A 23686-nucleotide genomic window follows, 5' to 3' on the forward strand; every position below is an offset into this window, starting at 1 on the left:
GTCGCCATGCTGATCGTTATTGGAGCCGCATTGCTGTTCCTCGCCCCGATACTGCTGGGCGTGGCGCTGGTGCTGCCGCGCACGCCCGAAGTCGCCCTGGACCGACGCCGTCCCTACGAGGCGGAGCCGCCGTCGCGGCTTACCCTGCTCAGTGACGCCACCGTGGGTGGCCTCGGCCGATTCCTGGAAGCAAGGAACATCCGTCTCTACAACCGTGACGCACTGGAGAATGCAGGGCTGCGGCTGAGTCAGACTGAATATACGGTGTTGGTCATCGCCGGCTCCATCGTCGGGGCACTGGTTGGACTGGTCATAGGGGTACCGGCCATCTCCGTCCTGCTGGTTGTCCTGGCGCCGTTCGTGGGCCACCTCGTCCTGGGATTCCTTGCCGGCAAACGGCGTGCCAAGTTCGACGACCAGCTCTGCGACACCCTGCAACTGCTCGCTGGCGGATTGCGTGCCGGCCACAGCATCCTCCGGGCCATCGATGCCGCCGCGGCGGAATCGCAGAGCCCCACCTCAGAGGAGATGCGGCGGGTCATTACCGAAACCAGCCTGGGCCGCGACCTGCTCGCCTCGCTGACTGACACGTCCGACCGCATGCGGAACGAGGACTTCGTGTGGATCGCCCAGGCCATCCAGATCAACCGCGAAGTGGGCGGTAACCTTGCCGAAGTCCTGGACCAGGTAAACGAAACCATCCGGGAGCGTTCTGAAATCAAGGGGCACATCAAGTCCCTGGCCGCGGAAGGCAAGTTTTCCGCCTACATCCTCATTGCCATGCCGTTCGGCATCGTACTGATGCTGATGTCCGTGAACCCCGACTACATGAACTCGATGTTCACGCACCCGCTCGGGTGGGGCATGATCGCAGCATCCGTCATCCTCATGACGATCGGCAGCCTGTGGATGCGCAAAATCATCGATCTGAAGTTCTGAGGTCCCCATGAGTCCCCTTGTGCTGTTTTCCCTCTTGCTGGTCTCCGTGCCCACCGGCTATCTGGCCTGGTCCATCCTCTCCGTGGATCGAAAGGCCCGCACCGCCACAGTGGCCATCCTGACCCGCGGCAGAGGGACTGCTGAAGTACCGGAAAAGAAGTCGGGCAGTTTCCTCGCTACTGTTGGCTACCGGGTAACGCCGCCCGCCTATGTGCGGAAGCTCGACAAGCTGCTGTCGCTTGCGGGCCGGCCCACTGCGTGGCCGTTGGCCCGGATTCTTGCAGCAAAGCCCGTCCTTGGGCTCGTCGGCGCAGTGGCGTTCATCCTGATCAGCACCAGCAGCCCGCAGCCCATGATGAAGCTGGCCGGGATTTTTGTGCTGTTCCTCGGCTACTTCATCCCGGACCTGATGCTCTACAGCAAGGGTATGGAGCGCCAAAAGGCCATGCAGCTTGAGTTGGCCAATACCTTGGACCAGATGCTGATCTCGGTGGAAGCAGGCCTGGGCTTTGAAGGGGCCATGGCCCGCGCCGGCGAAAACGGCAAGGGACCGCTGGCCGAGGAACTGGTCCGCACCCTGCAGGACATGCAGGTTGGCCGAAGCCGCCGCGAGTCTTACCTCGCCCTGGCCAAGCGGACAAACATTCCTGAACTCCGGAGCTTCGTGCAGGCCATTGTCCAGGCAGATAAATACGGCATCGCCATCAGCAGGGTCCTCCGGGTCCAAGCCAAAGTGATGCGCGTGAAGCGGCGCCAGCGCGCCGAGGAAAAAGCCATGAAGCTTCCCGTGATGATCCTTTTCCCGCTGCTGTTCTTCATTTTCCCGGTACTTTTTATTGCAATTCTTGGCCCGGCTGTCATCAACGCCGTCGTGACATTCAGCGGTCAATAACTGCGGGACCCAGCTCGCTCAAGGTCACACAAGGTTTACACAGGATCTCCCAAATTCAGGCCCCTACGGATAATCAGGAAGTAGCCTTGAACCATGCACACTCCAGACCCCGGCACCGGCGATAAGGGAATCCCCGCGGTTCCCTCGCCCGCCACTGGAGACATGGCGGACCCCGGGACCCTGCAGGACCTGGATGAGCTGCTGCCGCTCGTGGATTCGGGCATCCTCGAGGACCTGGAGGAGGAGCTGAACGGCTCGGAACTCGCCGTCCGGTTTGCCCGTGACTACGCCGCCATGTGGGACCAGCGTTACGCCCGCCTGGCCCTGGCAGTTGAAAACCAGGACCGGGCCTCCGCCCTTGACGCCATCATCAGCCTGCGGATCACCTCGGCAATGGTTGGGGGCGTCAGGCTGGCACGGCTGGCCGAGATGCTGGAAACCGTCATTCGGCAGGGCGACTTTGGCCAGGGCCAGGCCATGATGGAACGGGTGGCCGAACACGGGGACCTGACCATCTCCGAACTCCAGGCAAACTACATCCTGAAAAACGGTTAGGTCCGGCCCGCCGTGGCCGGCGGGTCAGGGCCCTGCCTCGTGGCCTGCCCCATGTTCGGCGGGAGCCGCCCGGCCCCGCAGACCGCGTGGCCTGCCAACCCGCCTAACGCTGTTCCGGCTGTTTGGGCGCCAGTCTGTACCCGACTCCCCGCACCGTCTGCAGCCACCGTGGAGCGGCAGGATCCTCCTTCAGCTTGCGCCGGAGGTTGCCGATATGGACTTCCACCGCCCGCTCGTCAGCTTCACTGATGTAGGCGTCCTCCTCATAAAGGTCACCCCGTACCGCTTTCACCAGGTCCGAGCGTGTGCACACCGCCCCGCCCCCACGAAGCAGCACATGCAGAAGGTCAAACTCGCTGCGCGTGAGCCCCAGCTGTTCACCGTGGATTGCCACCGAGCGTGTCCGGTGGTCCAGGATCAGCCCGTTGTGGTGCAGGGCACCGGTGTTGGCCAGGGGCGCGGCCTTGGCAGGACCCGCGTGCACGGGCCCCGGAGGCCACTCCTCCGGAGCCTGCTTCTGGATCTCGTGCCGCGGCCGGCGCATCATCGCCGCAACCCGTGCCCGCAGTTCACGCGGACGGAAAGGCTTGGCGATGTAATCGTCAGCCCCTGCGTTCAGGGCCGACAGCAGGTCCGGTTCTTCAGTCCTGCCGGTCAGCATCACGACATAGGCATCACTGAAATTCCGGATGCGCCTCAGCACCTCAAAACCGTCAATGTCAGGCAGGCCAATGTCCAGCGTCACCACATTGGCCTGCTTGTGCCGCACCACTTCGACGCCCTCCCGCCCGTCCACGGCGGTATGGACCTCAAAACCCGCCTGGCTGAGCACACCCTCCAAGAGGTTACGCACGTCAGCATCATCTTCGATGACTACCGCTACTCCAAGATCGTCCATTGCTATCCCCGTGCCAGGTGAAAGCGGCCCCCCATCAGCCCAGCGCCAATGCCGTATTCACTCCAACTGCTTCTACGCTACAAGGATGAAGGCCTGATGACACGTCTTTTTGATATTCGCATGCGAAAAGTCAATTATCATGACATCAAATGTACATTTGGGGGCCGAGAGAGGGCTGGGCACTGTGGGCTTCACTAATGCGCTGGTAAATTTGTCCCACAGCAGAGTGTCTGACGGAGAAAGGCTACGGCCCACTCATGACTGAGAAGCTGGTTCAGCGTGGAATAGGCCGCTATTTCGGGGCTTTGAATCCACGTACCCAAGTGGCTTTGTGCCAGCTTCCGCTGACGCTCATCGTCCTGGCGCTCGGCATTGCGACGCCCTTTGCGTGGCCAGACCTGTTGCATAGCCCCCTTTATGTTGTGGGCCTGCTCCTGCATGGCATTCTGTTTGCGGCCTGCTTCCTCATCCCTTGGGAACGACTGCACAGCAGCGCCTACCTGGTTATACCCGTCCTCGACCTCCTTGCCATTGGACTGTCACGCAATGGTGCCGGGACGCTGGTGCCCGGCCTCGTGATCCTCGCAATTTTTCCCATCATCTGGCTCTCGGCATCTGGAATGCTTGCCCGCACCAGCATGGTTTTGAGCATTGTTGGACCATTGCTCATCATGCTGCCAACAGTGGCGGGAAAGTTTCCCCACTTCACGGCTTCAGAGGTCTCTTCCCTTCTCCTCTTTCCCCTCATGATGCTGGCGGTCTCCCTTGCCATCCGCTTTGCCAGCATGAACATGAGGACCCAGCAGCGGCAACTTCAGGAAAAAGACAAGGAACTCCGCGACCTGCTTGCCGCGAGCCGGGAGCGCGAGAGGCTGCTGAAAACGATCCTCGATGCTACCGACGTTGGAATTGTGGCTGTGGATTCGGACGGCGGAATCCTGCTGACCAACAACCGGCAGAGGGACTTCGAACGCATCGCTGGTCCACGGGACGGCCGGTCCATGGCCGAAGGGCAGCAGCTGATCTTTGCCCGGGACAGATCCACCCCCGTGCCGGCAACCAAGCGCCCCGTCCGGCGGGCCATCGACGGGGAATCCTTCGCCGACTATCTCGTCTGGATCGGCACAGGGCACAACCAGCGCGCGGTTTCGACGGCGGCACGCCCGTTGACGGACGACGGCGGACAGTTCAGTGGCGCTGTCATTGTCTACACCGATGTCACGGGCCTGGTGGAGGCGCTGGCTGCCAACGAGGAACTCGTCTCCAACGTCTCGCACGAATTCAAGAGTCCGCTGAACTCCATCCTCGGAAATGTGGACCTTGTCCTCGAAGATGTCCAGGGCACGTCGCCGCTCTCCGCCCGGCGCCTGGAAGTGGTCCAGCGCAATTCCGAGCGGCTCCTCGCACTGGTGTCAGATCTGATGGCGTCTGCCTCCTCGGCGCTCAAAGTGCATCCGAAACGCACGGACCTCGCCAGCCTGGTGGAGACCAGCATTGGATCCGCGCAGCCGCAGGCGGAACACTCCAGGATCTCCCTGGTGGCGGACATCCCATCACCCCTGTGGGCCTATGCCGATCCGCTGCGCATCGGGCAGGCACTGGACAACCTGGTGTCCAACGCCATCAAATACTCGCCCGGCGGCGGCGTAGTGAACATCAGTGCCCAAGGCACAGGCGACTGGGTCCGGCTGAAAGTGCAGGATTCGGGGATGGGCATGAGCCCGGAAGATTCCGCGAGGGTCTTCCGCCGGTTCTTCCGGACAGAGTCAGCCCGCGAAGCTGCCATCTCGGGGGCAGGCCTCGGCCTGTCCATCACGAAGGCAATCGTCGAAGGGCATGGCGGCGACATTTCCTGCACCAGCAGCCCCGGCAAGGGCAGTACGTTCACGCTCACCCTCCCGGCGCGGGGGCCGGCGGTGTACTGACACCCACCCTGTCATCGGTTGCTCCGTAAACGCCGTTTTGAAGCCTGAGAAGGGCCCCTACGGAGCAATCGATCGCTCAGTGCTCCCGCTTGGCGCGCGTCAGTTCGGCCCGTGCCAGCATCTCGCCGTCGGTCGGGTAGGCGACCTCCTCCAGGACCAGCGGGTGGGGCGCCGCCAGGACGGATTTGGCATCCCGCTTCTTCGCGAGCAGGCGGTCATAGAGCCACCCGGGCTCCTCAATGCCCTCTCCGACGAACAGCGCGGAGCCTACGAGGGATCGCACCATGTTGTGGCAGAAGGCGTCCGCCTGGACGGTGGCCACGATAACCCCGTCCTCCCCGCGCGCAAACTCGAAGCGCTGCAGTTCGCGGATGGTGGTGGCACCTTCACGCGGCTTGCAGAACGAGAGGAAGTTCTGCAGCCCCAGCAGCTTCGAAGCCCCCTCATTCAGCAGCGAAACATCCAGCGGTTTTTTGTGCCACAGGGTGAAGTAGCGTTCCAGCGGGTCCCAGAGCGCCGGACCGTCCGCTATGCGGTAGCTGTAACGCCGCCAGAGGGCTGAGAAGCGAGCGTCAAAGCCTCCGGGCGCCAGTGATACCCGGTGGACTTCGATGGCTCCGGTCAGGTCGCCCATTCCGCGGCTCAGTGCCCCACGGATCCGGCGCAGCATGGCGACGGCGGGATCGAGTTCGTGCCCCCGGGGCAGTGCCAGCCACTCGGCTTCGGTCAGGTCGAGATGGACCACCTGGCCGCGGGCGTGCACGCCGGCGTCCGTGCGTCCGGCTACGGTCACGCGGACTGGCCTGCGGACGAGCAGCGCCACCGCATCCTCCAGGACGCCCTGGACGGTACGGAGGCCCGGCTGGAGTGCCCACCCGCTGAAGGGGCCGCCGTCGTATGAAAGATCAAGCCGGATACGCAAAAACCCGCCGCCCCCTGTAACGGGGGCCGCGGGTTTTTGGTCGTTCATAGACTTAAGTCTATGCGAAGGAATCAGCGAATTACTTCGCGTCCTTTTCCTCGGCAGCAGGCTCTTCAGCAGCTTCCTCGGCGGGAGCTTCCTCAGCGGCCACTGCTTCTTCAGAAACAGCCTCTTCGGTTGCGGCCTCGGGAGCTTCGGTCTCAGCGACCTCAGCCTCGGGAGCTTCTTCGGCGGCCGGTGCGGCAGCGGCTGCTTCCTTCTTGTCGGCGTCGCGCTTGGCAGCGGAGGTAGCCTCGGCTACAACTGCCTGCTTGGCGGAAACCGGCTCAAGAACCAGTTCGATGACAGCCATGGGAGCGTTGTCGCCCTTGCGGTTGCCGATCTTGGTGATGCGGGTGTAGCCGCCGTCGCGGTTCTCCACTGCCTGTGCAATGTCGGTGAACAGCTCGTGGACGACGCCCTTGTTGCTGATCAGGCCGAGTACACGGCGGCGGGAAGCCAGGTCGCCGCGCTTGGCGAAAGTCACCAGGCGCTCTGCGTACGGCTTCAGGCGCTTGGCCTTGGTCACCGTGGTGGTGATCCGCTTGTGCTCGAACAGTGCTGCTGCCAGGTTCGCGAGCATAAGACGCTCGTGAGCCGGGCCGCCTCCGAGGCGCGGACCCTTAGTGGGGGTAGGCATAATTGTTTCTCCTCATATGGAGCCGGTGATGGACACACCATGGTGTCCGCCGGCCAAGATCTGTTTTAGAGTTCGTCGTCGCCGAAGGCGGCGTCGTCCTCTTCAATTGCTGCGGCGCGTGCTGCGAGGTCAAAACCGGGAGGCGAGTCCTTGAGGGACAGGCCCAGTTCAACCAGCTTTGCCTTGACCTCGTCAATGGACTTCGCACCGAAGTTACGGATGTCCATCAGGTCGGCCTCGGAGCGGGCTACGAGTTCACCCACGGTGTGGATGCCCTCACGCTTGAGGCAGTTGTAGGAACGGACGGTGAGGTCCAGATCCTCGATCGGCAGGGCCATGTCAGCTGCCAGGGCAGCGTCCGTCGGCGACGGGCCAATCTCGATACCTTCAGCTGCGGTGTTCAGCTCGCGGGCCAGACCGAAGAGTTCCACCAGGGTGGTACCTGCGGAAGCAACCGCATCGCGCGGGGCGATGGCCTGTTTGGTCTCGACGTCGACAATGAGCTTGTCGAAGTCGGTGCGCTGCTCAACACGGGTTGCTTCCACGCGGAAAGTAACCTTCAGCACCGGCGAGTAGATCGAGTCGACCGGGATACGGCCGATCTCGGAATCGCCGGACTTGTTCTGAGCTGCCGAAACGTAGCCGCGGCCGCGCTCGATGGTCAGTTCGAGCTCGAACTTGCCCTTCGAGTTCAGCGTGGCAATGTGCAGATTCGGGTTGTGGAACTCGACGCCGGCCGGCGGAGCGATGTCCGCGGCGGTGACGACTCCGGGGCCCTGCTTGCGCAGGTAAGCAACAACCGGCTCGTCGTGCTCGGAGGAAACCGACAGGCTCTTGATGTTCAGGATGATCTCAGTGACATCTTCCTTGACACCGGGAACCGTGGTGAACTCGTGCAGCACGCCATCGATCCGGATGCTGGTTACAGCGGCACCGGGGATGGAGGAGAGCAGGGTACGGCGGAGGGAGTTTCCGAGGGTGTAGCCGAAGCCCGGTTCCAGCGGTTCAATGATGAAACGCGAACGGTTTTCGGAGACTACCTCTTCGGAGAGGGTGGGGCGCTGTGCAATGAGCACTTAGGTTTCCTTTCGGCGAGCATCCGCTATATGACGCAACACAGGTGGTGGAAATTCGGTCTGAAGACTTAACGCGGCTGGGCTTGCCCGGACCGTGGAAGGTCCGGGCAAGCTCCTGCTGCTGGAAAAGCCTTAGACGCGGCGGCGCTTCGGCGGACGGCAGCCGTTGTGCGCGGCGGGGGTGACGTCCTGGATGGAGCCAACCTCCAGGCCAGCGGCCTGCAGCGAGCGGATTGCGGTCTCGCGTCCGGATCCCGGTCCCTTGACGAAAACGTCAACCTTGCGCATGCCGTGCTCCTGCGCACGCTTTGCAGCGGCCTCGGCAGCCATCTGGGCAGCGAACGGGGTGGACTTGCGCGAGCCCTTGAAGCCAACCTCACCTGAGGAAGCCCAAGAGATAACAGCGCCGTTCGGGTCCGTGATGGACACGATGGTGTTGTTAAAAGTGCTCTTGATGTGCGCCTGGCCAAGCGCGATATTCTTCTTGTCCTTCTTACGCGGCTTGCGAACCGCGCCACGAGTCTTCGGGGGCATTTTTTCTCCTACAGAAAGTTATTGGGGGAAGACGTGTCAATCCCGAAGGATTTAACGAGCCTTCTTCTTGCCTGCAACGGTGCGCTTCGGACCCTTACGGGTACGTGCGTTCGTCTTCGTACGCTGTCCGCGCACTGGCAGGCCCTTGCGGTGGCGAATACCTTCGTAGCTGCCGATTTCAACCTTGCGGCGGATATCTGCTGCTACTTCGCGGCGAAGGTCACCCTCAACCTTGTAGTTGCCTTCAATGTAGTCACGCAGCTCAACCAGCTGGGTATCAGTGAGGTCCTTAACGCGGACGTCAGCGCTGATGCCAGTGGCAGCCAGGGTTTCGTGTGCACGGGTCTTGCCCACGCCGTAGATGTAAGTAAGCGCAATTTCCAGCCGCTTTTCGCGGGGAATGTCTACGCCAGCGAGACGAGCCATAGTGGCAGTGCTCCTTGTATAAACCGGAGGTCGTAGGCAGTACACCCGCACGTTCTGTGCGGCCCCAGCCTCCGACCGGGGGTTAGCTGTCCGGGCTCATGCGTCCCAGTTCAGCTTGTGCTGCCTTTTATTTACTTGCGTGGGTTAGCAACCCAGGATTTCCTTCAGGAAGGAAATTAGCCCTGGCGCTGCTTGTGGCGCGGGTTCTCGCAGATCACCATGACCCGGCCATTACGGCGGATCACTTTGCACTTTTCGCAGATCTGCTTGACGCTCGGCTTGACCTTCATGGCATTCCTTTGCGTGTGGCAGTTGGTCAACTGGAGCAGCCTTCAGCTCATGCCGGGGCTGCCCAGAATTTACTTGTAGCGGTAGACGATACGACCCCGAGTGAGGTCATAAGGGCTCAGTTCCACCACTACCCGGTCCTCAGGGAGAATCCTGATGTAGTGCTGGCGCATCTTGCCTGAGATGTGTGCCAGAACGATGTGCTTGTTGGTGAGCTCAACGCGAAACATCGCATTGGGCAGCGCCTCTGTCACAACGCCCTCGATCTCAATGACCCCGTCCTTCTTGGCCATACCCTCCGCTAACTGTTGTTGCCGCAGCCCTGCCGGATTGCACCGGACAAGACCACGAACGTTTTTGTTGGATCGGTTGTCGCCTCAGGCCCCAAACAGGGCACAGCAGGGCAGACAACCAACAGACAACACTACGCCACTTTGCGGCGAATGTTAAATCCAGCTATGTTAGCGCACTGCGCGCCGGTACGCACCATATTCAGCTGCCGGAGTGCTCACCGCTTCTGCGCGGTCGACCCCATCCAGGATGGCTGAACGTACGACGTCGGCTGCCGCGCTCTGCAGCGTAATCAGGCTTACCTGCCGGGCAGTTGCGGTGCTGCGGTCAAGTGCCACAGCCCCGGTCGAGAGGCAGAAGACAACGTCTCCATCCGCCAGGGTGTGGGACGGATCCAGGGCCCGCGCGATTCCGGCCTGGGCGGCAGAAGCAGTCCGCTTGCACTCGGCCACGTCCAGGACGGCATTGGTGGCAACGACTACGAGCGTCGTGTTGAGGTTAGGGGGCTCGTGGGGCGGAACGACCGAGCGCGCGGAAGGTTCGGGATTTCCCGGAGGCACCTCGAACGGCAGTCCCAGCGCGTTTACTACTGCCAGCGCACCGACAACCACGCCGTTCTCGAGGGTGGCCGAGGCCGTGCCTACTCCGCCCTTGAACGTCCTGGCGATCAGCGCCCCAGTGCCGGCTCCGACGTTGCCGCGTCCGACGTCGTGACCTTCCGGAAGCGCAGCAGCGGCGGCTGTTGCCGCGTAGCCCATGTCCGCCGTCGGGCGCGCTGCGAAGTCTCCCCCGCGGCCCAGATCGAAGATGGCGGCGGCGGGGACGATGGGCACCACGCCTCCGGGCACCGCGAAGCCCCGGCCGTGTTCCTCGCACCAGCGTTGCGCACCGTGGGCAGAGGCCAGCCCGTAGGCGCTGCCACCCGTCAGGACCACGGCGTCCACGGCGGACACCAGAGTGGTGGGGTCCAGGGCGTCCGTCTCGTGGGTGGCTGGGCCTCCCCCGCCGACGTCGACAGATCCGACGGTCCCCGGCGGCGGCAGGACCACCGTCACGCCGCTCAGCCAGCCGTCGTCGGACTTCTGCTGGTGCCCCACGCGGATCCCCGGCACGTCAGTAATAGCTCCCATGGCCACCATTGTTCCCCCTCCCCCAACTAGGTAGCAGCAGATGTCCTTATGAACGCCCATAACAGCATGTACTGCTACCTACCTGGGCTACGGGATCGGGACAGGCACGACGCCGAGCGGCACCAGGTGCTCCGCTCCGCCGTCGGGCGCTGAGAGTACCCAGATCCCCTTTTCGTGGACGGCAACGGAATGCTCCCACTGGCAGGAGCGCTGGCCGTCGGTGGTCACCACGGTCCAGTCGTCATCAAGCACGGCGGTGTCAATGCTGCCGCGGACCAGCATCGGCTCGATGGCCAGGCACAGCCCGGGCCGGATCTTCGGGCCGCGGTGGCTGGTGCGGTAGTTCAGCACGTCCGGGGCCATGTGCATCTCCGAGCCGATCCCGTGCCCCACGTAGTCCTCCAGGATGCCCAAAGGCTTACCGGGGACCGATGAGACGTAATCGTCGATGGCGGAGCCGATATCTCCAACGTGGCTGCCGGACGCCAGCGCGGCGATGCCACGCCACATGGCAGCCCGGGTGACGTCGGACAGGCGCTGGTCCTCCGGGTCTGCAGTCCCCACGATGACAGTGCGGGCCGAGTCGGAGTGCCAGCCGTCCACGATGGCGCCGCCATCGATTGAGATGATGTCGCCGTCGTTCAGCACGCGGCCGCCGGGGATCCCGTGCACCACTTCCTCATTGACGGACGTGCAGATGGAGGCAGGGAAGCCGTGGTAGCCGAAGAAGTTGGACTTGGCGCCGGCTTCGTTCAGGACAGCGGCGAACACGTCATCCAGATGCTTCGTGGTGACCCCCGGTACCGCTGCCGCAACAGCTGCGTCCAGCGCACGGCTGAGGACGAGGCCCGCCTCGTGCATGGTGCGCATCTGGGCATTGGTCTTGTATTCGATACGGGGCTGGCCGAAAGCCATGGTGTGTCCTTTCAATGGCTGAGGCTCCTCCCGGATTCCGGGAGGAGCCTCGAATATCTGTTGCCGGGATCAGGCTGCCTGAGCTGCCTTGATGGCCTGCATGACGCGGTCCGTGACCTCGTCGATGCCGCCGATGCCGTCTACCTGGGTCAGGATGCCGCGTTCGGCATACTTGGCCACAACGGCTTCGGTCTGCTCGTGGTACAGGTCAAGGCGGTGGCGGATGACGGCTTCATTGTCGTCGCTCCGGCCCGTTTCCTTGGCACGGCCAAGCAGCCGGTGCACGAGTTCCTCGTCGTCGGCCGTCAGCTGCAGGACGACGTCGAGCTTCTCGTCGCCCTTGGCGAGGATCTCGTCGAGGTAGTCCACCTGCGCTGTGGTGCGCGGGTAGCCATCCAGCAGGAAGCCGGTTTCGACGTCGGCCTCGCTCAGGCGGTCGCGCACCATCTTGTTCGTGACGCTGTCCGGCACGAAATCGCCGGCGTCCATGTACTTCTTGGCCTCGACGCCCAGCGGCGTCTCACCCTTGACGTTGGCACGGAAAATATCGCCGGTGGAGATCGCAACGACGCTGAGGCGCTCCGAGATCCGTTCCGCCTGCGTTCCCTTGCCCGAACCGGGAGGTCCGATAATTAGCATTCTCGTCATCGCAAAAGCCCTTCGTAGTGACGTTGTTGTAGCTGCGCGTCAATCTGCTTGACCGTTTCCAGGCCCACACCCACCATGATCAGGATCGACGTACCACCGAACGGGAAGTTCTGGTTCGCGTTGATCAGCACCAGGGCAATGAGCGGGATCAGAGCCACGAAGCCCAGGTACAGGGCGCCGGGCAGGGTGATCCTGGAAAGGACGTACTGCAGGTAGTCCGCTGTCGGCTTGCCAGCCCGGATGCCCGGGATGAAGCCGCCGTACTTCTTCATGTTGTCCGAGACCTCTTCAGGGTTGAAGGTGATCGCGACATAGAAGTAGGTGAAAAACACAATCATGGCGAAATACAGCACCATGTAAATCGGCTGGTCCCCGCGGACCAGGTGGTTGTTGATCCACTCCACCCAAGGGGCAATCGGCTCGCCCTGCCTGGGCTGGTTGAACTGCGAAATGAGGCCCGGCAGGTAGAGCATGGAGGACGCAAAGATCACCGGGATAACACCGGCCATGTTGACCTTGATGGGGATGTACGTGCTGGTGCCCCCCACGGTGCGGCGGCCGATCATCCGCTTTGCGTACTGCACGGGAACCCTGCGCTGGGACTGCTCCACAAAGACCACCAGGGCGACGGTAAGCAGGCCGATAGCCAGGACCATAAAGAACGTGCCCGGACCCTGCGAGGTCCAGATGGCCCCGAGGGACGTGGGGAACGTTGCTGCGATGGAGGTGAAGATGAGCAGCGACATGCCGTTGCCCACGCCCTTCTCGGTGACAAGCTCGCCCATCCACATGATCAGGCCCGTACCGGCCGTAAGCGTGATGATCAGCAGGATGGTGGTGATCACGCTGGGGTCCGGGATGAGGTCCAGTGCACAACCCGGCAGCAGCTGTCCTGAACGCGCCAGCGACACCAGTGTCGTGGCATTGAGCAGGCCCAGGGCGATGGTGAGGTACCGGGTGTACTGGGTCAGCTTGGACTGCCCGGAGGCGCCCTCTTCGTACAGCTGCTGGAACCGGGGAATGACCACCCGCAGCAGCTGCACGATGATGCTGGCCGTGATGTAGGGCATGATGCCCAGCGCGAAGATGGACACCTGCAGCAATGCACCGCCGCTGAACAGGTTAACGAGCTCGTAGAGCCCGCCTGCGGTCTGACCGTTCTGCAAGCATTGCTGGACATTCTGGTAGTTCACACCAGGCGAGGGAATGAAGGCACCCAAGCGGAAGATGGTGATGATTCCCAGCGTGAACAACAACTTGCGTCGCAGATCAGGCGTGCGAAAGGCCCGGCCAAATGCGCTAAGCAAGCGTCCTCCTGTGTTGTAAATAAGAGTGGTGTGATGGGGTCAATAATCCCAACAACCGAGTCTAACGGGTGTATGCGCGATGCGAACAATTCGCGACGGCGCGCATGCGGCGAACGGATGGAAATTGTCGGCCGGTGGGATGTGAAAAAACTCCCGGTATGCAGAGCCGGGGGGCCCGCATACCGGGAGTTCACAACGGGCGTTCGCCCACCGTCTCGTTAGAGAGCGGTGGTGCTTCCGCCTGCTGCAGCAATCTTTTCAGCGGCGCTGGCCGAGAATGCGTGGGCGGTGACGTCAACCTTGACGGTGATGTCGCCGGTGCCAAGCACCTTGACGGGCTGGTTCTTGCGAACGGCACCCTTTTCGACCAGGTTCTCCACGGTGACAGCGCCACCTTCCGGGAACAGCTCGTTGAGCTTGTCCAGGTTTACAACCTGGAACTCAACCCGGAACGGGTTCTTGAAGCCGCGCAGCTTCGGCAGGCGCATGTGCAGCGGCAGCTGGCCGCCGGCAAAGCCAGCCTTGATCTGGTAGCGGGCCTTCGTACCCTTGGTACCGCGACCAGCGGTCTTACCCTTGGAACCTTCACCACGACCAACGCGGGTCTTGGCGGTCTTGGCACCCGGGGCGGGACGCAGGTGGTGAACCTTCAGTGCGTTCTGCTTCTCAGCAGCGGCGCTCTGAGCCTTTTCGGCGGTGTTCTTCTCTGCCATTTACTTCGCCTCCTCTACCTTTACCAGGTGCGGAACCGTGTTGAGCATTCCAACGGTCACGGCGTCGGCGGTGCGGACAACGGTGTGTCCGATCCGCTTCAGGCCGAGGGACCGAAGGGTGTCGCGCTGGTTCTGCTTGCCGCCAATGACGGACTTGATCTGAGTGATCTCCAACTGAACGTCGGAGGGAATCAGGTTCTTAGCCATAACTAGACACCCGCCTTCTGGTTCAGGAGAGCCTTCACCATTGCCGGCGGAGCAACCTCGTCCAGCGGCAGGCCGCGGCGTGCTGCCACTGCTGCCGGCTCTTCGAGGCGCTTCAGGGCATCAACGGTCGCGTGAACGATGTTGATGGCGTTGGAGGAACCGAGCGACTTGGAGAGGATGTCGTGGATACCCACGCACTCCAGTACTGCACGGACCGGACCACCGGCGATAACACCGGTACCGGCGGAAGCCGGACGCAGCATTACGACGCCGGCAGCAGCCTCACCCTGTACGCGGTGCGGGATGGTGTTGCCAATGCGGGGAACGCGGAAGAAGGACTTCTTGGCCTCTTCAACGCCCTTCGCGATTGCGGCGGGAACTTCCTTAGCCTTGCCGTAGCCAACGCCGACCATACCGTTGCCGTCACCAACGACGACCAGGGCGGTGAAGCTGAAGCGACGACCACCCTTGACGACCTTGGAAACGCGGTTGATGGTGACAACGCGCTCTACGAACTGGCTCTTCTCAGCTTCACGGCCGCCGTCGCGGCCGCCACGGCCACCACGGTCGCCGCGGCCCTGGCCACGGTCTCCACGCTCGCCACGACGAGCGCCACCACGGCGGTCGTCGGCAGCAGCGGGAGCAGTGGTCTCAGTGGCCGGAGCAGCTACGGCTTCAGTCGCCTTCTGATCTGCAGACACAGTGTCCTTTTCCTTGTTTGCTTCCGTCACAGTGACAGCCCACCTTCACGTGCACCGTCAGCGACGGCGGCGATCCGGCCGTGGTACTTGTTACCACCGCGGTCGAAGACAACAGCTTCGACACCGGCAGCCTTGGCACGCTCGGCAACGAGCTCGCCAACGCGCTTGGCCTTGGCAGTCTTGTCACCGTCGAATGCACGAAGGTCGGCTTCCAGAGTGGACGCGCTCGCTACGGTCAGGCCCTTGGTGTCATCGACAACCTGGACGAATACGTGGCGTGCGGAACGGTTGACGACCAGACGAGGACGTACAGCCGTACCGGAGATGCGCTTGCGGATACGAAGCTGGCGACGGCTGCGCGAAGCAGACTTGCTCTTGTTCGTACGCTTCTTGTTAATTGAGATGGCCATGGTTACTTACCAGCCTTTCCGACCTTGCGGCGGATGACTTCGCCGGCGTAACGGATGCCCTTGCCCTTGTAGGGGTCCGGCTTCCGCAGCTTGCGAATGTTGGCAGCAACCTCGCCGACCTGCTGCTTGGAGATACCTGAAACAGAGAGCTTGGTCGGGGTCTCAACTGCAAAGGTGATGCCCTCCGGTGCGGAGACATTTACCGGGTGGCTGAAACCGAGAGCGAACTCAAGGTCAGATCCCTTGGCCTGAACGCGGTAACCAGTACCAACGATTTCAAGCTTCTTCTCGTAGCCCTTGGTAACGCCCTCGATCATGTTGGAGATCAGGGTGCGGGTCAGGCCGTGGAGTGAACGGGAGGCGCGCTCGTCGTTCGGGCGGGCGACAGTCAGGGTGTCTGCTTCCAGGGAAACCTCGATCGGGCTGGCCACAGTGTGGTTCAGCTCGCCTTTGGAACCCTTGACGCTGACGACAGAGCCGTCAACCTTGACCTCAACGCCGGCAGGAACGGTGATGGGGAGACGTCCAATACGTGACATTATTCTCTTCCTTTCCCGTTACCAGACGTAAGCGAGGACTTCGCCGCCCACGCCCTTCTTGCCGGCCTGCTTGTCAGTCAGGAGGCCGGAAGAGGTGGACAGGATTGCGACACCCAGGCCACCGAGCACGTGCGGCAGGTTGGTGGACTTTGCGTAAACACGCAGTCCCGGCTTGGAAATACGACGAACACCAGCGATTGAACGCTCGCGGTTCGGACCGAACTTGAGCTCGAGGGTCAGCTTCTTGCCAACCTCAGCGTCTTCTTCTTTCCAGGAGGCGATGTAACCTTCAGCCTTCAGGATGTCGGCAACGCGTGCCTTGAGCTTGCTGTACGGCATGGTCACGGAATCGTGGTATGCCGAGTTTGCATTGCGCAGACGCGTAAGCATGTCTGCGACAGGATCTGTCATTGTCATTTTGGGCTCTTGCCCTTCCTCATAACGGTTTCCTCGCTGCAGCATGAAGCCTCAGCGAAGGACCTTTTATGTAGTTAGATTAGTCTTCGGCCTTGAACGGGAAACCAAGCGCCTTCAGCAGCGCGCGGCCTTCGTCATCGGTCTTGGCAGTGGTGACAACCGTGATGTCCATGCCGCGAACGCGGTCGATGGAATCCTGGTCGATCTCGTGGAACATAACCTGCTCGGTCAGACCGAAGGTGTAGTTGCCGTTGCCGTCGAACTGCTTGCCGCTGAGGCCGCGGAAGTCGCGGATACGGGGCAGGGCCAGCGTGACCAGACGATCCAGGAATTCCCACATGCGGTCTCCACGCAGGGTTGCGTGCGCGCCGATGGGCATGCCTTCGCGCAGCTTGAACTGTGCGATTGACTTGCGGGCCTTGGTTACCTGCGGCTTCTGGCCGGTGATCAGGGTCAGATCGCGGACAGCGCCGTCAATCAGCTTGGAGTCCTTGGCGGCATCTCCAACACCCATGTTCACAACGACCTTCACCAGGCGGGGAACCTGGTTGACGTTCTCGTACTTGAATTCCTCAATGAGCGTGCTCTTGATGGAATCGGCGTACTTGGTCTTCAGACGAGGAACGATCTTCGTTGCCGGAGTCTCGAGAGTCTCAGTCATTAGATGTCCTTCCCGGAGCTCTTGGCCACGCGTACACGCACTTCACGCTTCACGCCATTGCGCTCAACGGTCTCGGTGCGGAAACCGACGCGGGTGGGCTTCTTGGTGGACGGGTCAACCAGAGCCACGTTGGAGATGTGGATCGAAGCTTCGACGACCTCGATGCCACCGGTCTTGGTGCCGCGCTGCGACTGACCGACCTTGGTGTGCTTGGTTACGCGGTTGATGCCTTCGACCAACACGCGGTTGGACTCCGGGAATACGCGCAGAACCTTGCCCTGCTTGCCACGGTCGCCGCCGCGCTCAGCCTTGGCGCCAGTGATGACCTGAACGAGGTCACCCTTTTTGATCTTAGCCATGGACTAGAGCACCTCCGGAGCCAGAGAAACGATCTTCATGAACTTCTTGTCACGGAGTTCACGACCAACCGGTCCGAAGATACGGGTACCGCGGGGGTCACCGTCAGCCTTCAGGATCACAGCTGCGTTCTCGTCAAACTTGATGTAGGAACCATCCGCACGGCGGCGTTCCTTCTTGGTACGGACGATGACTGCCTTGACAACATCGCCCTTCTTTACGTTGCCGCCCGGAATTGCGTCCTTGACGGTAGCGACGATGACGTCGCCAATGCCTGCGTAGCGACGGCCAGATCCACCGAGAACGCGAATGGTAAGGATTTCCTTAGCACCCGTGTTGTCGGCGACCTTGAGTCGCGACTCCTGCTGAATCACTATTTACTCCTTGCGTCGCGCTGGTTCTCAGACCGAAAATCTTCCTACGGAATGAGCCTTGCGGAACGGTTGATCGGGGTGTCTCTTGACCTGCCTGGATTTTGCCAGACCAGGCCTAAACGCCCGTGCCAAAAACATTTGCTTCCCAGGCGGGTTGGACGCAGTCCAAGCGCAAGGGGGCACTATGCCGTGGCACGATTGTTTACGAGGTTTGATGACAGCGCACAGAAGGCGCCATACAAACTCAATATCCTAGCACAGATCGGGTAAGTCCCCATATCACAGGCCAGCCTGCTGCATCAAAGAACGACGGCGTCACGCGAGGCATCCTTTTGGCCCACCGCAGGTGCCGCTCCCCGCCAACCCGGCCCGCCGCCGTCGTCCGTTCCGCAAAAGCGTGCTCCACGTGACGCCCCGCGTACGGCAGGTGTGCCCCGGCAGGAATGGCGAAAACCCCCGCTCCCACAAGGGGAACGGGGGTTTCCGGGACAGCGGCTGTTACCAGCCGGCTGCAGGTGTTACTTGGCCTTTTCGAGGATCTCCACGAGCCGCCAGTTCTTCGTGGCGGACAGCGGGCGGGTCTCGGCGATGACAACCAGGTCGCCGATGCCGGCGATGTTCTCTTCGTCGTGAGCCTTGACCTTCGAGGTGCGGCGGATGACCTTGCCGTAGAGGGCGTGCTTCACGCGGTCTTCAACCTGGACAACGATGGTCTTTTCCATCTTGTCCGAAACCACGTAGCCGCGACGCGTCTTACGGTAACCGCGCTGCTCAGCCGTAGCTGCCGTAGCAGTTTCCGTCACGTTCTCGTCCTTTTCACTCACTTGGCATCCTCCTCGGTCTCAACCGTTTCAGCCTTTTCGGCCTTCTTGGTTGCTGCCTTCTTGGACTTCTTTTCTTCCTTGGCTTCCACAACCGGTGCGGCAACCTCGGCACGAATGCCCAGCTCGCGTTCACGGAGAACGGTGTAGATGCGTGCGATGTCCTTCTTTACCGCGCGCAGACGACCGTGGTTCTCCAGCTGGCCGGTGGCGGACTGGAAACGCAGGTTGAACAGCTCTTCCTTAGCCTTACGGAGTTCTTCAACGAGGCGCTCGTTGTCGAACGTGTCCAGCTGTGCGGATGCAAGTTCCTTGGATCCTACTGCCATTTCTATTCACCACCTTCGCGACGCAAAATGCGTGCCTTCAACGGGAGCTTGTGGATTGCCAGGCGCAGGGCCTCGCGTGCCACCGATTCTTCGACACCGGAGATCTCAAAGAGAACCCGGCCCGGCTTGACGTTGGCGACCCACCATTCCGGCGAACCCTTACCGGAACCCATGCGGGTTTCGGCAGGCTTCTTCGTCAGGGGACGGTCCGGGTAGATGTTGATCCAGACCTTACCGCCACGCTTGATGTGGCGGGTCATCGCGATACGTGCGGACTCGATCTGACGGTTGGTTACGTATGCCGGGCTCAGGGCCTGGATGCCGTACTCACCGAAGGAGACCTTGGTGCCGCCCGTAGCAGCGCCGGAACGACCCGGGTGGTGCTGCTTACGGTGCTTGACTCGACGTGGGATAAGCATTTAAGCCTGTCCTCCTTCTACTGCAGCAGGTGCAGCCTCAACTGCCGGAGCCTCTGCAGCGGGAGCTGCTTCGGCGGCCGGACGGTCGGTACGACGGCGGCGGTCACCACGATCGGCACCGCCCGGGCGGCCCGGACGGTCGCCGGCACCGCGGCCACGGGACGGAGCAGCAGCTGCCTGCTGGGCCAGTTCCTTGGCGGTGACGTCACCCTTGTAGATCCAGACCTTCACGCCGATGCGGCCGAAAGTGGTCTTGGCCTCGTAGAAGCCGTAGTCGATGTTCGCACGGAGGGTGTGCAGGGGCACACGGCCTTCGCGGTAGAACTCCGAGCGGGACATTTCAGCGCCACCCAGTCGACCCGAGCAAGCGATACGGATGCCCTTGGCACCGGCACGCTGCGCGGACTGCATGGCCTTCTTCATCGCACGGCGGAACGCCACGCGGGAAGTCAGCTGCTCAGCAACGCCCTGGGCAACAAGCTGTGCTTCCATCTCGGGGTTCTTGACCTCGAGGATGTTCAGCTGGACCTGCTTGCCGGTGAGCTTTTCGAGCTCGCCGCGGATGCGGTCTGCTTCAGCGCCGCGGCGGCCGATGACGATGCCCGGGCGTGCCGTGTGGATGTCCACGCGGACACGGTCACGGGTGCGCTCGATTTCGACCTTGGCGATACCGGCGCGCTCCATGCCTACAGACATGAGCTGGCGGATACGGATGTCTTCGCGAACGAAGTCCTTGTACCGCTGTCCGGCCTTGGTGCTGTCAGCGAACCAGTGCGATACGTGATCGGTGGTGATGCCGAGTCGGAACCCGTGCGGGTTTACTTTCTGTCCCACTTAGCGAGCCTCCTCTTTCTCCGGGGTAGCGACTACCACGGTGATGTGGCTGGTGCGCTTCTTGATCTGAAATGCACGACCCTGGGCACGCGGCTGGAACCGCTTCATGGTCGGGCCTTCATCAACAAACGCTTCGCTGATGATGAGGTCACCTTCGTCAAACGCCACGCCGTCGCGGTCCGCGAGGACCCGGGCGTTGGAGATTGCCGACTGTACTACCTTGAATACCGGCTCAGAAGCTGCCTGTGGGGCAAACTTCAGAATTGCCAGAGCCTCGTTCGCTTGCTTACCACGAACAAGGTTGACGACGCGCCGGGCCTTCATAGGCGTTACGCGGATGTGACGCGCAATTGCCTTGGCTTCCATTGCTTTCCTTCTCTCGTCTATGACGTAAGTGCAGGCGCCTAGCGGCGCTTGCCCTTACGGTCGTCCTTGACATGGCCGCGGAATGTCCGCGTGGGAGCGAATTCGCCGAGCTTGTGCCCGACCATCGACTCGGTGACAAACACCGGAATGTGCTTGCGTCCGTCATGTACGGCGATCGTGTGCCCGAGCATGTCGGGGATGATCATCGAACGGCGGGACCAGGTCTTAATGACGTTCTTGGTGCCCTTTTCGTTTTCCCTATCCACCTTCACAAAGAGGTGCTGGTCAACGAAGGGACCTTTTTTCAGGCTGCGTGGCATGTGTCCAGGCTCCTATCGCTTGTTCTTGCCAGTACGACGGCGACGAACAATAAGCTTGTCGCTCTCTTTGTTGGGGCGGCGGGTGCGGCCTTCACGCTTACCGTTCGGGTTGACGGGGTTACGTCCACCGGACGTCTTACCCTCACCACCACCGTGCGGGTGGTCAACCGGGTTCATGGCGACACCACGGACGGTCGGGCGGACGCCCTTCCAGCGCATGCGGCCGGCCTTACCCCAGTTGATGTTCGACTGCTCGGCGTTGCCGACCTCGCCGACCGTGGCGCGGCAGCGCACGTCAACGTTGCGGATTTCGCCGGAAGGCAGTCGCAGCTGGGCGAAGCGGCCTTCCTTGGCAACAAGCTGGATCGATGCGCCGGCGGAGCGGCCCATCTTGGCGCCGCCACCCGGACGCAGTTCAACTGCGTGGATAACGGTACCCACCGGGATGTTGCGCAGGGGCAGGTTGTTGCCAGGCTTGATGTCAGCGTTGGCACCTGCTTCTACGAAGTCACCCTGGGAGAGCTTGTTCGGGGCGATGATGTAACGCTTGGTGCCATCAACGTAGTGCAGGAGGGCGATGCGAGCCGTACGGTTCGGATCGTACTCGATTTCGGCAACGCGGGCGTCAACGCCGTCCTTGTCGTGGCGACGGAAGTCGATCAGACGGTACTGGCGCTTGTGGCCACCACCCTTGTGACGGGTCGTGATCTTACCGGTGTTGTTACGGCCGCCCTTTTTGGGCAGCGGACGTACCAACGACTTTTCCGGCGTCGACCGCGTGATTTCTGTGAAGTCCGCTACGCTCGAGCCACGACGGCCCGGGGTAGTCGGCTTGTATTTACGGATTCCCATAATTTATTTCCTCGTTAAAGTGGTCTCCGCTACGCGAGCGGACCGCCGAAGATGTCGATAGTGCCTTCTTTGAGGGTGACAATCGCACGCTTGGTGTTCTTGCGGGTACCCCATCCGAATTTGGTGCGCTTGCGCTTACCGGCACGGTTGATGGTGTTGATCGAGTCGACCTTGACGGAGAAAATCTTCTCCACGGCCAGTTTGATCTCGGTCTTGTTCGAGCGGGGGTCCACCAGGAAGGTGTACTTTCCCTCATCGATCAGGCCGTAGCTCTTTTCCGATACGACGGGTGCAAGCACGACGTCGCGCGGGTCCTTGATGGTGGCTGCACTCACTTGGCATCCTCCTCGTTCTTTGCAGCCTTGTCAGCAACGAATGCTTCGTAGGCAGCCTTGGTGAAGACTACGTCGTCAGAAACGAGAACGTCGTAGGTGTTCAGCTGGTCTGCGTACAGAACGTGAACATCCTCGAGGTTGCGCACGGACAGTGCAGCAACATCGTTGGCGCGCTCAATGACAACGAGCAGGTTCTTGCGCTCGGAGACGCCGCGCAGCGTTGCCAGTGCTTCCTTGGAGGACGGCTTGGAGCCGGCAACCAGGTCAGCAACGACGTGGATGCGTCCGTTGCGGGCGCGGTCAGACAGTGCGCCGCGCAGTGCAGCAGCAATCATCTTCTTGGGGGTGCGCTGGCTGTAGTCCCGCGGTGTGGGACCGTGGACAACGCCACCGCCGGTCATGTGAGGAGCACGGATTGAACCCTGACGGGCGCGGCCGGTGCCCTTCTGCTTGAACGGCTTGCGGCCTGCACCGGAAACTTCGGCGCGGGTCTTGGTCTTGTGGGTACCCTGGCGAGCAGCAGCGAGCTGTGCAACGACGACCTGGTGCAGCAGCGGCACGTTGGTCTGAACGTCGAAGATCTCTGCAGGCAGGTCAACCTTGACAGTGTTAGCCATTGGACTAGGCTCCCTTCACGGCGGTGCGTACGAGTACGACCTGGCCGCGGGCGCCGGGGACGGCACCCTTGATCAGGAGCAGCGACTTCTCGACGTCAACGGCGTGAACGGTGAGGTTCAGCGTGGTGTGACGAACGGCGCCCATGCGGCCGGCCATTTTCATGCCCTTGAAGACGCGGCTCGGGGTGGATGCGCCACCGATTGAACCGGGCTTACGGTGGTTCTTGTGGGCACCGTGGGAAGCTCCAACGCCGTGGAAGCCGTGACGCTTCATAACACCGGCGAAGCCCTTACCCTTGGTGGTGCCAATAACGTCGATCTTCTGGCCGGCTTCGAAGAGCTCAACAGAAAGCTCCTGGCCCAGCTCGTAAGAGTCAGCATCTGCGGTGCGCAGTTCGACGACGTGGCGGCGAGGCGTGACGCCCGCCTTTTCAAAGTGACCAGCCAGCGGCTTGGTGACCTTGCGGGGATCGATCTGGCCGTAGCCGATCTGAACGGCGACGTAGCCATCGGTCTCTGCGTTGCGCAGCTGCGTGATGACGTTCGAATCTGCCTGGACCACAGTGACGGGGATGAGCTTGTTGTTCTCGTCCCAGACCTGGGTCATGCCGAGCTTCGTGCCCAGCAGGCCCTTTACGTTACGGGTTGCGGTCATAGTCTCTCAGCACCTCCCTACAGCTTGATTTCGATGTTCACGTCGGCGGGCAGGTCGAGACGCATAAGCGAGTCAACGGCCTTCGGCGTGGGATCGATGATGTCGATAAGACGCTTGTGCGTGCGCATTTCAAAGTGCTCGCGGCTGTCCTTGTACTTGTGCGGAGAGCGGATAACGCAGTAAACGTTCTTCTCCGTCGGAAGCGGCACGGGGCCCACTACCGTTGCGCCTGCGCGCGTGACCGTCTCAACGATCTTCCGTGCTGAAACGTCAATGACCTCGTGGTCGTATGACTTCAGCCGGATGCGGATTTTTTGTCCCGCCATGTCGCCTG

The 23686-nt window shown here is 61.8% G+C and carries 36 protein-coding genes; 4 read left to right on the forward strand and 32 right to left on the reverse strand.

What is annotated here, in order from left to right; all coding sequences use genetic code 11:
- Nucleotides 1-6 precede the first annotated feature (6 nt).
- From AU175_RS18825 to AU175_RS18835, 3 genes are all read left to right on the forward strand, one after another.
- Nucleotides 7-939 (forward strand): type II secretion system F family protein, encoded by a 933-nt coding sequence (locus tag AU175_RS18825; protein WP_066293217.1) that lies wholly within the window; start codon nt 7-9, stop codon nt 937-939.
- Nucleotides 940-946: 7 nt separating this feature from the next.
- Nucleotides 947-1831 carry a type II secretion system F family protein gene (locus AU175_RS18830; RefSeq protein ID WP_066293218.1) on the forward strand — a complete coding sequence of 295 codons (885 nt, stop codon included), beginning with the start codon at nt 947-949 and terminating at the stop codon, nt 1829-1831.
- Nucleotides 1832-1924: 93 nt separating this feature from the next.
- Nucleotides 1925-2386 (forward strand): hypothetical protein, encoded by a 462-nt coding sequence (locus AU175_RS18835; protein ID WP_066293223.1) that lies wholly within the window; start codon nt 1925-1927, stop codon nt 2384-2386.
- 103 nt (nt 2387-2489) lie between these two features.
- On the opposite strand, the gene AU175_RS18840 is transcribed toward AU175_RS18835, so the two are convergent.
- Nucleotides 2490-3284 carry a response regulator transcription factor gene (locus tag AU175_RS18840; protein WP_066293225.1) on the reverse strand — a complete coding sequence of 265 codons (795 nt, stop codon included), beginning with the start codon at nt 3282-3284 and terminating at the stop codon, nt 2490-2492.
- A 257-nt stretch (nt 3285-3541) separates the two neighbouring features.
- On the opposite strand from AU175_RS18840, the gene AU175_RS18845 reads away from it, so the two are divergent.
- Entirely contained in the window at nt 3542-5209 is a 1668-nt protein-coding gene (locus AU175_RS18845; protein ID WP_066293227.1) for a sensor histidine kinase, read from the forward strand.
- Between the two features lie 76 nt (nt 5210-5285).
- On the opposite strand, the gene AU175_RS18850 is transcribed toward AU175_RS18845, so the two are convergent.
- From AU175_RS18850 to rpsJ, 31 genes are all read right to left on the reverse strand, one after another.
- Nucleotides 5286-6179, reverse strand: coding sequence for a tRNA pseudouridine synthase A (locus AU175_RS18850; protein ID WP_066293232.1), 894 nt, complete (start codon nt 6177-6179; stop codon nt 5286-5288).
- Between the two features lie 31 nt (nt 6180-6210).
- Nucleotides 6211-6810: a 50S ribosomal protein L17 gene (gene rplQ / locus AU175_RS18855; RefSeq protein WP_066293234.1), complete on the reverse strand. Its 600-nt coding sequence runs from the start codon at nt 6808-6810 to the stop codon at nt 6211-6213.
- Nucleotides 6811-6875: 65 nt separating this feature from the next.
- Nucleotides 6876-7886: a DNA-directed RNA polymerase subunit alpha gene (locus tag AU175_RS18860; protein ID WP_066293236.1), complete on the reverse strand. Its 1011-nt coding sequence runs from the start codon at nt 7884-7886 to the stop codon at nt 6876-6878.
- A gap of 132 nt (nt 7887-8018) precedes the next feature.
- Complete coding sequence (rpsK, locus tag AU175_RS18865) at nt 8019-8420, reverse strand: 30S ribosomal protein S11 (protein ID WP_018769149.1); 402 nt, start codon at nt 8418-8420, stop codon at nt 8019-8021.
- 51 nt (nt 8421-8471) lie between these two features.
- Complete coding sequence (rpsM, locus tag AU175_RS18870; RefSeq protein ID WP_066293239.1) at nt 8472-8846, reverse strand: 30S ribosomal protein S13; 375 nt, start codon at nt 8844-8846, stop codon at nt 8472-8474.
- A gap of 176 nt (nt 8847-9022) precedes the next feature.
- Complete coding sequence (rpmJ, locus tag AU175_RS18875) at nt 9023-9136, reverse strand: 50S ribosomal protein L36 (protein WP_009358722.1); 114 nt, start codon at nt 9134-9136, stop codon at nt 9023-9025.
- Between the two features lie 69 nt (nt 9137-9205).
- A complete protein-coding gene (infA, locus tag AU175_RS18880) occupies nt 9206-9427 on the reverse strand; it encodes a translation initiation factor IF-1 (RefSeq protein WP_009358723.1) in 222 nt (73 codons plus the stop codon).
- Between the two features lie 168 nt (nt 9428-9595).
- Complete coding sequence (locus tag AU175_RS18885) at nt 9596-10555, reverse strand: P1 family peptidase (protein WP_082979335.1); 960 nt, start codon at nt 10553-10555, stop codon at nt 9596-9598.
- Between the two features lie 87 nt (nt 10556-10642).
- On the reverse strand, nt 10643-11470 hold the full coding sequence (gene map / locus AU175_RS18890; RefSeq protein WP_066293250.1) for a type I methionyl aminopeptidase: 828 nt from the start codon (nt 11468-11470) through the stop codon (nt 10643-10645).
- A gap of 69 nt (nt 11471-11539) precedes the next feature.
- Complete coding sequence (locus AU175_RS18895) at nt 11540-12109, reverse strand: adenylate kinase (RefSeq protein ID WP_197497203.1); 570 nt, start codon at nt 12107-12109, stop codon at nt 11540-11542.
- 5 nt (nt 12110-12114) lie between these two features.
- Nucleotides 12115-13425: a preprotein translocase subunit SecY gene (gene secY / locus AU175_RS18900; RefSeq protein WP_066293254.1), complete on the reverse strand. Its 1311-nt coding sequence runs from the start codon at nt 13423-13425 to the stop codon at nt 12115-12117.
- Nucleotides 13426-13643: 218 nt separating this feature from the next.
- Nucleotides 13644-14138 (reverse strand): 50S ribosomal protein L15, encoded by a 495-nt coding sequence (gene rplO, locus AU175_RS18905; protein ID WP_066293256.1) that lies wholly within the window; start codon nt 14136-14138, stop codon nt 13644-13646.
- On the reverse strand, nt 14139-14345 hold the full coding sequence (rpmD, locus tag AU175_RS18910) for a 50S ribosomal protein L30 (RefSeq protein ID WP_066293259.1): 207 nt from the start codon (nt 14343-14345) through the stop codon (nt 14139-14141).
- A gap of 2 nt (nt 14346-14347) precedes the next feature.
- Nucleotides 14348-15076, reverse strand: coding sequence for a 30S ribosomal protein S5 (rpsE, locus tag AU175_RS18915; RefSeq protein ID WP_066293261.1), 729 nt, complete (start codon nt 15074-15076; stop codon nt 14348-14350).
- The gene (gene rplR, locus AU175_RS18920) at nt 15073-15456 is read right to left on the reverse strand and encodes a 50S ribosomal protein L18 (RefSeq protein ID WP_066293270.1); all 384 of its coding nucleotides are present in this window, start codon (nt 15454-15456) and stop codon (nt 15073-15075) included. The genes rpsE and rplR overlap by 4 nt, the downstream gene beginning before the upstream one ends.
- A gap of 2 nt (nt 15457-15458) precedes the next feature.
- Nucleotides 15459-15995 carry a 50S ribosomal protein L6 gene (gene rplF / locus AU175_RS18925; RefSeq protein WP_066293273.1) on the reverse strand — a complete coding sequence of 179 codons (537 nt, stop codon included), beginning with the start codon at nt 15993-15995 and terminating at the stop codon, nt 15459-15461.
- A gap of 18 nt (nt 15996-16013) precedes the next feature.
- Nucleotides 16014-16412 carry a 30S ribosomal protein S8 gene (gene rpsH / locus AU175_RS18930; RefSeq protein WP_018773673.1) on the reverse strand — a complete coding sequence of 133 codons (399 nt, stop codon included), beginning with the start codon at nt 16410-16412 and terminating at the stop codon, nt 16014-16016.
- 79 nt (nt 16413-16491) lie between these two features.
- A complete protein-coding gene (rplE, locus tag AU175_RS18935; protein WP_066293276.1) occupies nt 16492-17073 on the reverse strand; it encodes a 50S ribosomal protein L5 in 582 nt (193 codons plus the stop codon).
- On the reverse strand, nt 17073-17432 hold the full coding sequence (gene rplX / locus AU175_RS18940; protein ID WP_066293281.1) for a 50S ribosomal protein L24: 360 nt from the start codon (nt 17430-17432) through the stop codon (nt 17073-17075). Before rplX ends, rplE begins: the two co-directional genes overlap by 1 nt.
- Nucleotides 17433-17435: 3 nt before the next feature.
- Complete coding sequence (gene rplN / locus AU175_RS18945) at nt 17436-17804, reverse strand: 50S ribosomal protein L14 (RefSeq protein WP_024366126.1); 369 nt, start codon at nt 17802-17804, stop codon at nt 17436-17438.
- A 518-nt stretch (nt 17805-18322) separates the two neighbouring features.
- Entirely contained in the window at nt 18323-18628 is a 306-nt protein-coding gene (gene rpsQ, locus AU175_RS18950) for a 30S ribosomal protein S17 (RefSeq protein ID WP_066293283.1), read from the reverse strand.
- Complete coding sequence (rpmC, locus tag AU175_RS18955; protein WP_066293285.1) at nt 18625-18954, reverse strand: 50S ribosomal protein L29; 330 nt, start codon at nt 18952-18954, stop codon at nt 18625-18627. Before rpmC ends, rpsQ begins: the two co-directional genes overlap by 4 nt.
- Before the next feature lie 2 nt (nt 18955-18956).
- Entirely contained in the window at nt 18957-19373 is a 417-nt protein-coding gene (gene rplP / locus AU175_RS18960; RefSeq protein ID WP_013601829.1) for a 50S ribosomal protein L16, read from the reverse strand.
- Nucleotides 19374-20207 carry a 30S ribosomal protein S3 gene (gene rpsC, locus AU175_RS18965; RefSeq protein WP_066293287.1) on the reverse strand — a complete coding sequence of 278 codons (834 nt, stop codon included), beginning with the start codon at nt 20205-20207 and terminating at the stop codon, nt 19374-19376.
- Complete coding sequence (rplV, locus tag AU175_RS18970) at nt 20208-20573, reverse strand: 50S ribosomal protein L22 (RefSeq protein ID WP_003803798.1); 366 nt, start codon at nt 20571-20573, stop codon at nt 20208-20210.
- Between the two features lie 38 nt (nt 20574-20611).
- Nucleotides 20612-20893: a 30S ribosomal protein S19 gene (gene rpsS / locus AU175_RS18975; protein ID WP_011692805.1), complete on the reverse strand. Its 282-nt coding sequence runs from the start codon at nt 20891-20893 to the stop codon at nt 20612-20614.
- A gap of 12 nt (nt 20894-20905) precedes the next feature.
- Nucleotides 20906-21745, reverse strand: coding sequence for a 50S ribosomal protein L2 (gene rplB, locus AU175_RS18980; RefSeq protein ID WP_066293289.1), 840 nt, complete (start codon nt 21743-21745; stop codon nt 20906-20908).
- 29 nt (nt 21746-21774) lie between these two features.
- Nucleotides 21775-22080, reverse strand: a complete 306-nt coding sequence (gene rplW / locus AU175_RS18985) for a 50S ribosomal protein L23 (protein ID WP_066293292.1) — start codon at nt 22078-22080, stop codon at nt 21775-21777.
- Nucleotides 22077-22697: a 50S ribosomal protein L4 gene (gene rplD / locus AU175_RS18990; protein ID WP_066293296.1), complete on the reverse strand. Its 621-nt coding sequence runs from the start codon at nt 22695-22697 to the stop codon at nt 22077-22079. The genes rplW and rplD overlap by 4 nt, the downstream gene beginning before the upstream one ends.
- 4 nt (nt 22698-22701) lie before the next feature.
- Nucleotides 22702-23352, reverse strand: coding sequence for a 50S ribosomal protein L3 (gene rplC, locus AU175_RS18995; protein WP_056626643.1), 651 nt, complete (start codon nt 23350-23352; stop codon nt 22702-22704).
- 17 nt (nt 23353-23369) lie between these two features.
- The gene (rpsJ, locus tag AU175_RS19000) at nt 23370-23678 is read right to left on the reverse strand and encodes a 30S ribosomal protein S10 (protein ID WP_003803825.1); all 309 of its coding nucleotides are present in this window, start codon (nt 23676-23678) and stop codon (nt 23370-23372) included.
- Between the last annotated feature and the right edge of the window lie 8 nt (nt 23679-23686).

It is taken from the genome of Arthrobacter sp. B6, assembly GCF_001663775.1.
In the GTDB taxonomy this organism is placed as follows: Bacteria; Actinomycetota; Actinomycetes; order Actinomycetales; family Micrococcaceae; genus Arthrobacter.

Coding starts and splice junctions, on each gene's coding strand:
- AU175_RS18825 (WP_066293217.1), top strand. CDS start 7: ATGCTGATCGTTATTGGAGCCGCATTGCTGTTCCTCGCCCCGATACTG.
- AU175_RS18830 (WP_066293218.1), top strand. CDS start 947: ATGAGTCCCCTTGTGCTGTTTTCCCTCTTGCTGGTCTCCGTGCCCACC.
- AU175_RS18835 (WP_066293223.1), top strand. CDS start 1,925: ATGCACACTCCAGACCCCGGCACCGGCGATAAGGGAATCCCCGCGGTT.
- AU175_RS18840 (WP_066293225.1), bottom strand. CDS start 3,284: ATGGACGATCTTGGAGTAGCGGTAGTCATCGAAGATGATGCTGACGTG.
- AU175_RS18845 (WP_066293227.1), top strand. CDS start 3,542: ATGACTGAGAAGCTGGTTCAGCGTGGAATAGGCCGCTATTTCGGGGCT.
- AU175_RS18850 (WP_066293232.1), bottom strand. CDS start 6,179: ATGAACGACCAAAAACCCGCGGCCCCCGTTACAGGGGGCGGCGGGTTT.
- rplQ (WP_066293234.1), bottom strand. CDS start 6,810: ATGCCTACCCCCACTAAGGGTCCGCGCCTCGGAGGCGGCCCGGCTCAC.
- rpsK (WP_018769149.1), bottom strand. CDS start 8,420: ATGCCCCCGAAGACTCGTGGCGCGGTTCGCAAGCCGCGTAAGAAGGAC.
- rpsM (WP_066293239.1), bottom strand. CDS start 8,846: ATGGCTCGTCTCGCTGGCGTAGACATTCCCCGCGAAAAGCGGCTGGAA.
- rpmJ (WP_009358722.1), bottom strand. CDS start 9,136: ATGAAGGTCAAGCCGAGCGTCAAGCAGATCTGCGAAAAGTGCAAAGTG.
- infA (WP_009358723.1), bottom strand. CDS start 9,427: ATGGCCAAGAAGGACGGGGTCATTGAGATCGAGGGCGTTGTGACAGAG.
- AU175_RS18885 (WP_082979335.1), bottom strand. CDS start 10,555: ATGGGAGCTATTACTGACGTGCCGGGGATCCGCGTGGGGCACCAGCAG.
- map (WP_066293250.1), bottom strand. CDS start 11,470: ATGGCTTTCGGCCAGCCCCGTATCGAATACAAGACCAATGCCCAGATG.
- AU175_RS18895 (WP_197497203.1), bottom strand. CDS start 12,109: ATGCTAATTATCGGACCTCCCGGTTCGGGCAAGGGAACGCAGGCGGAA.
- rplO (WP_066293256.1), bottom strand. CDS start 14,138: ATGGCAGAGAAGAACACCGCCGAAAAGGCTCAGAGCGCCGCTGCTGAG.
- rpmD (WP_066293259.1), bottom strand. CDS start 14,345: ATGGCTAAGAACCTGATTCCCTCCGACGTTCAGTTGGAGATCACTCAG.
- rplR (WP_066293270.1), bottom strand. CDS start 15,456: ATGGCCATCTCAATTAACAAGAAGCGTACGAACAAGAGCAAGTCTGCT.
- rplF (WP_066293273.1), bottom strand. CDS start 15,995: ATGTCACGTATTGGACGTCTCCCCATCACCGTTCCTGCCGGCGTTGAG.
- rpsH (WP_018773673.1), bottom strand. CDS start 16,412: ATGACAATGACAGATCCTGTCGCAGACATGCTTACGCGTCTGCGCAAT.
- rplE (WP_066293276.1), bottom strand. CDS start 17,073: ATGACTGAGACTCTCGAGACTCCGGCAACGAAGATCGTTCCTCGTCTG.
- rplX (WP_066293281.1), bottom strand. CDS start 17,432: ATGGCTAAGATCAAAAAGGGTGACCTCGTTCAGGTCATCACTGGCGCC.
- rpmC (WP_066293285.1), bottom strand. CDS start 18,954: ATGGCAGTAGGATCCAAGGAACTTGCATCCGCACAGCTGGACACGTTC.
- rplP (WP_013601829.1), bottom strand. CDS start 19,373: ATGCTTATCCCACGTCGAGTCAAGCACCGTAAGCAGCACCACCCGGGT.
- rplV (WP_003803798.1), bottom strand. CDS start 20,573: ATGGAAGCCAAGGCAATTGCGCGTCACATCCGCGTAACGCCTATGAAG.
- rpsS (WP_011692805.1), bottom strand. CDS start 20,893: ATGCCACGCAGCCTGAAAAAAGGTCCCTTCGTTGACCAGCACCTCTTT.
- rplB (WP_066293289.1), bottom strand. CDS start 21,745: ATGGGAATCCGTAAATACAAGCCGACTACCCCGGGCCGTCGTGGCTCG.
- rplD (WP_066293296.1), bottom strand. CDS start 22,697: ATGGCTAACACTGTCAAGGTTGACCTGCCTGCAGAGATCTTCGACGTT.
- rplC (WP_056626643.1), bottom strand. CDS start 23,352: ATGACCGCAACCCGTAACGTAAAGGGCCTGCTGGGCACGAAGCTCGGC.
- rpsJ (WP_003803825.1), bottom strand. CDS start 23,678: ATGGCGGGACAAAAAATCCGCATCCGGCTGAAGTCATACGACCACGAG.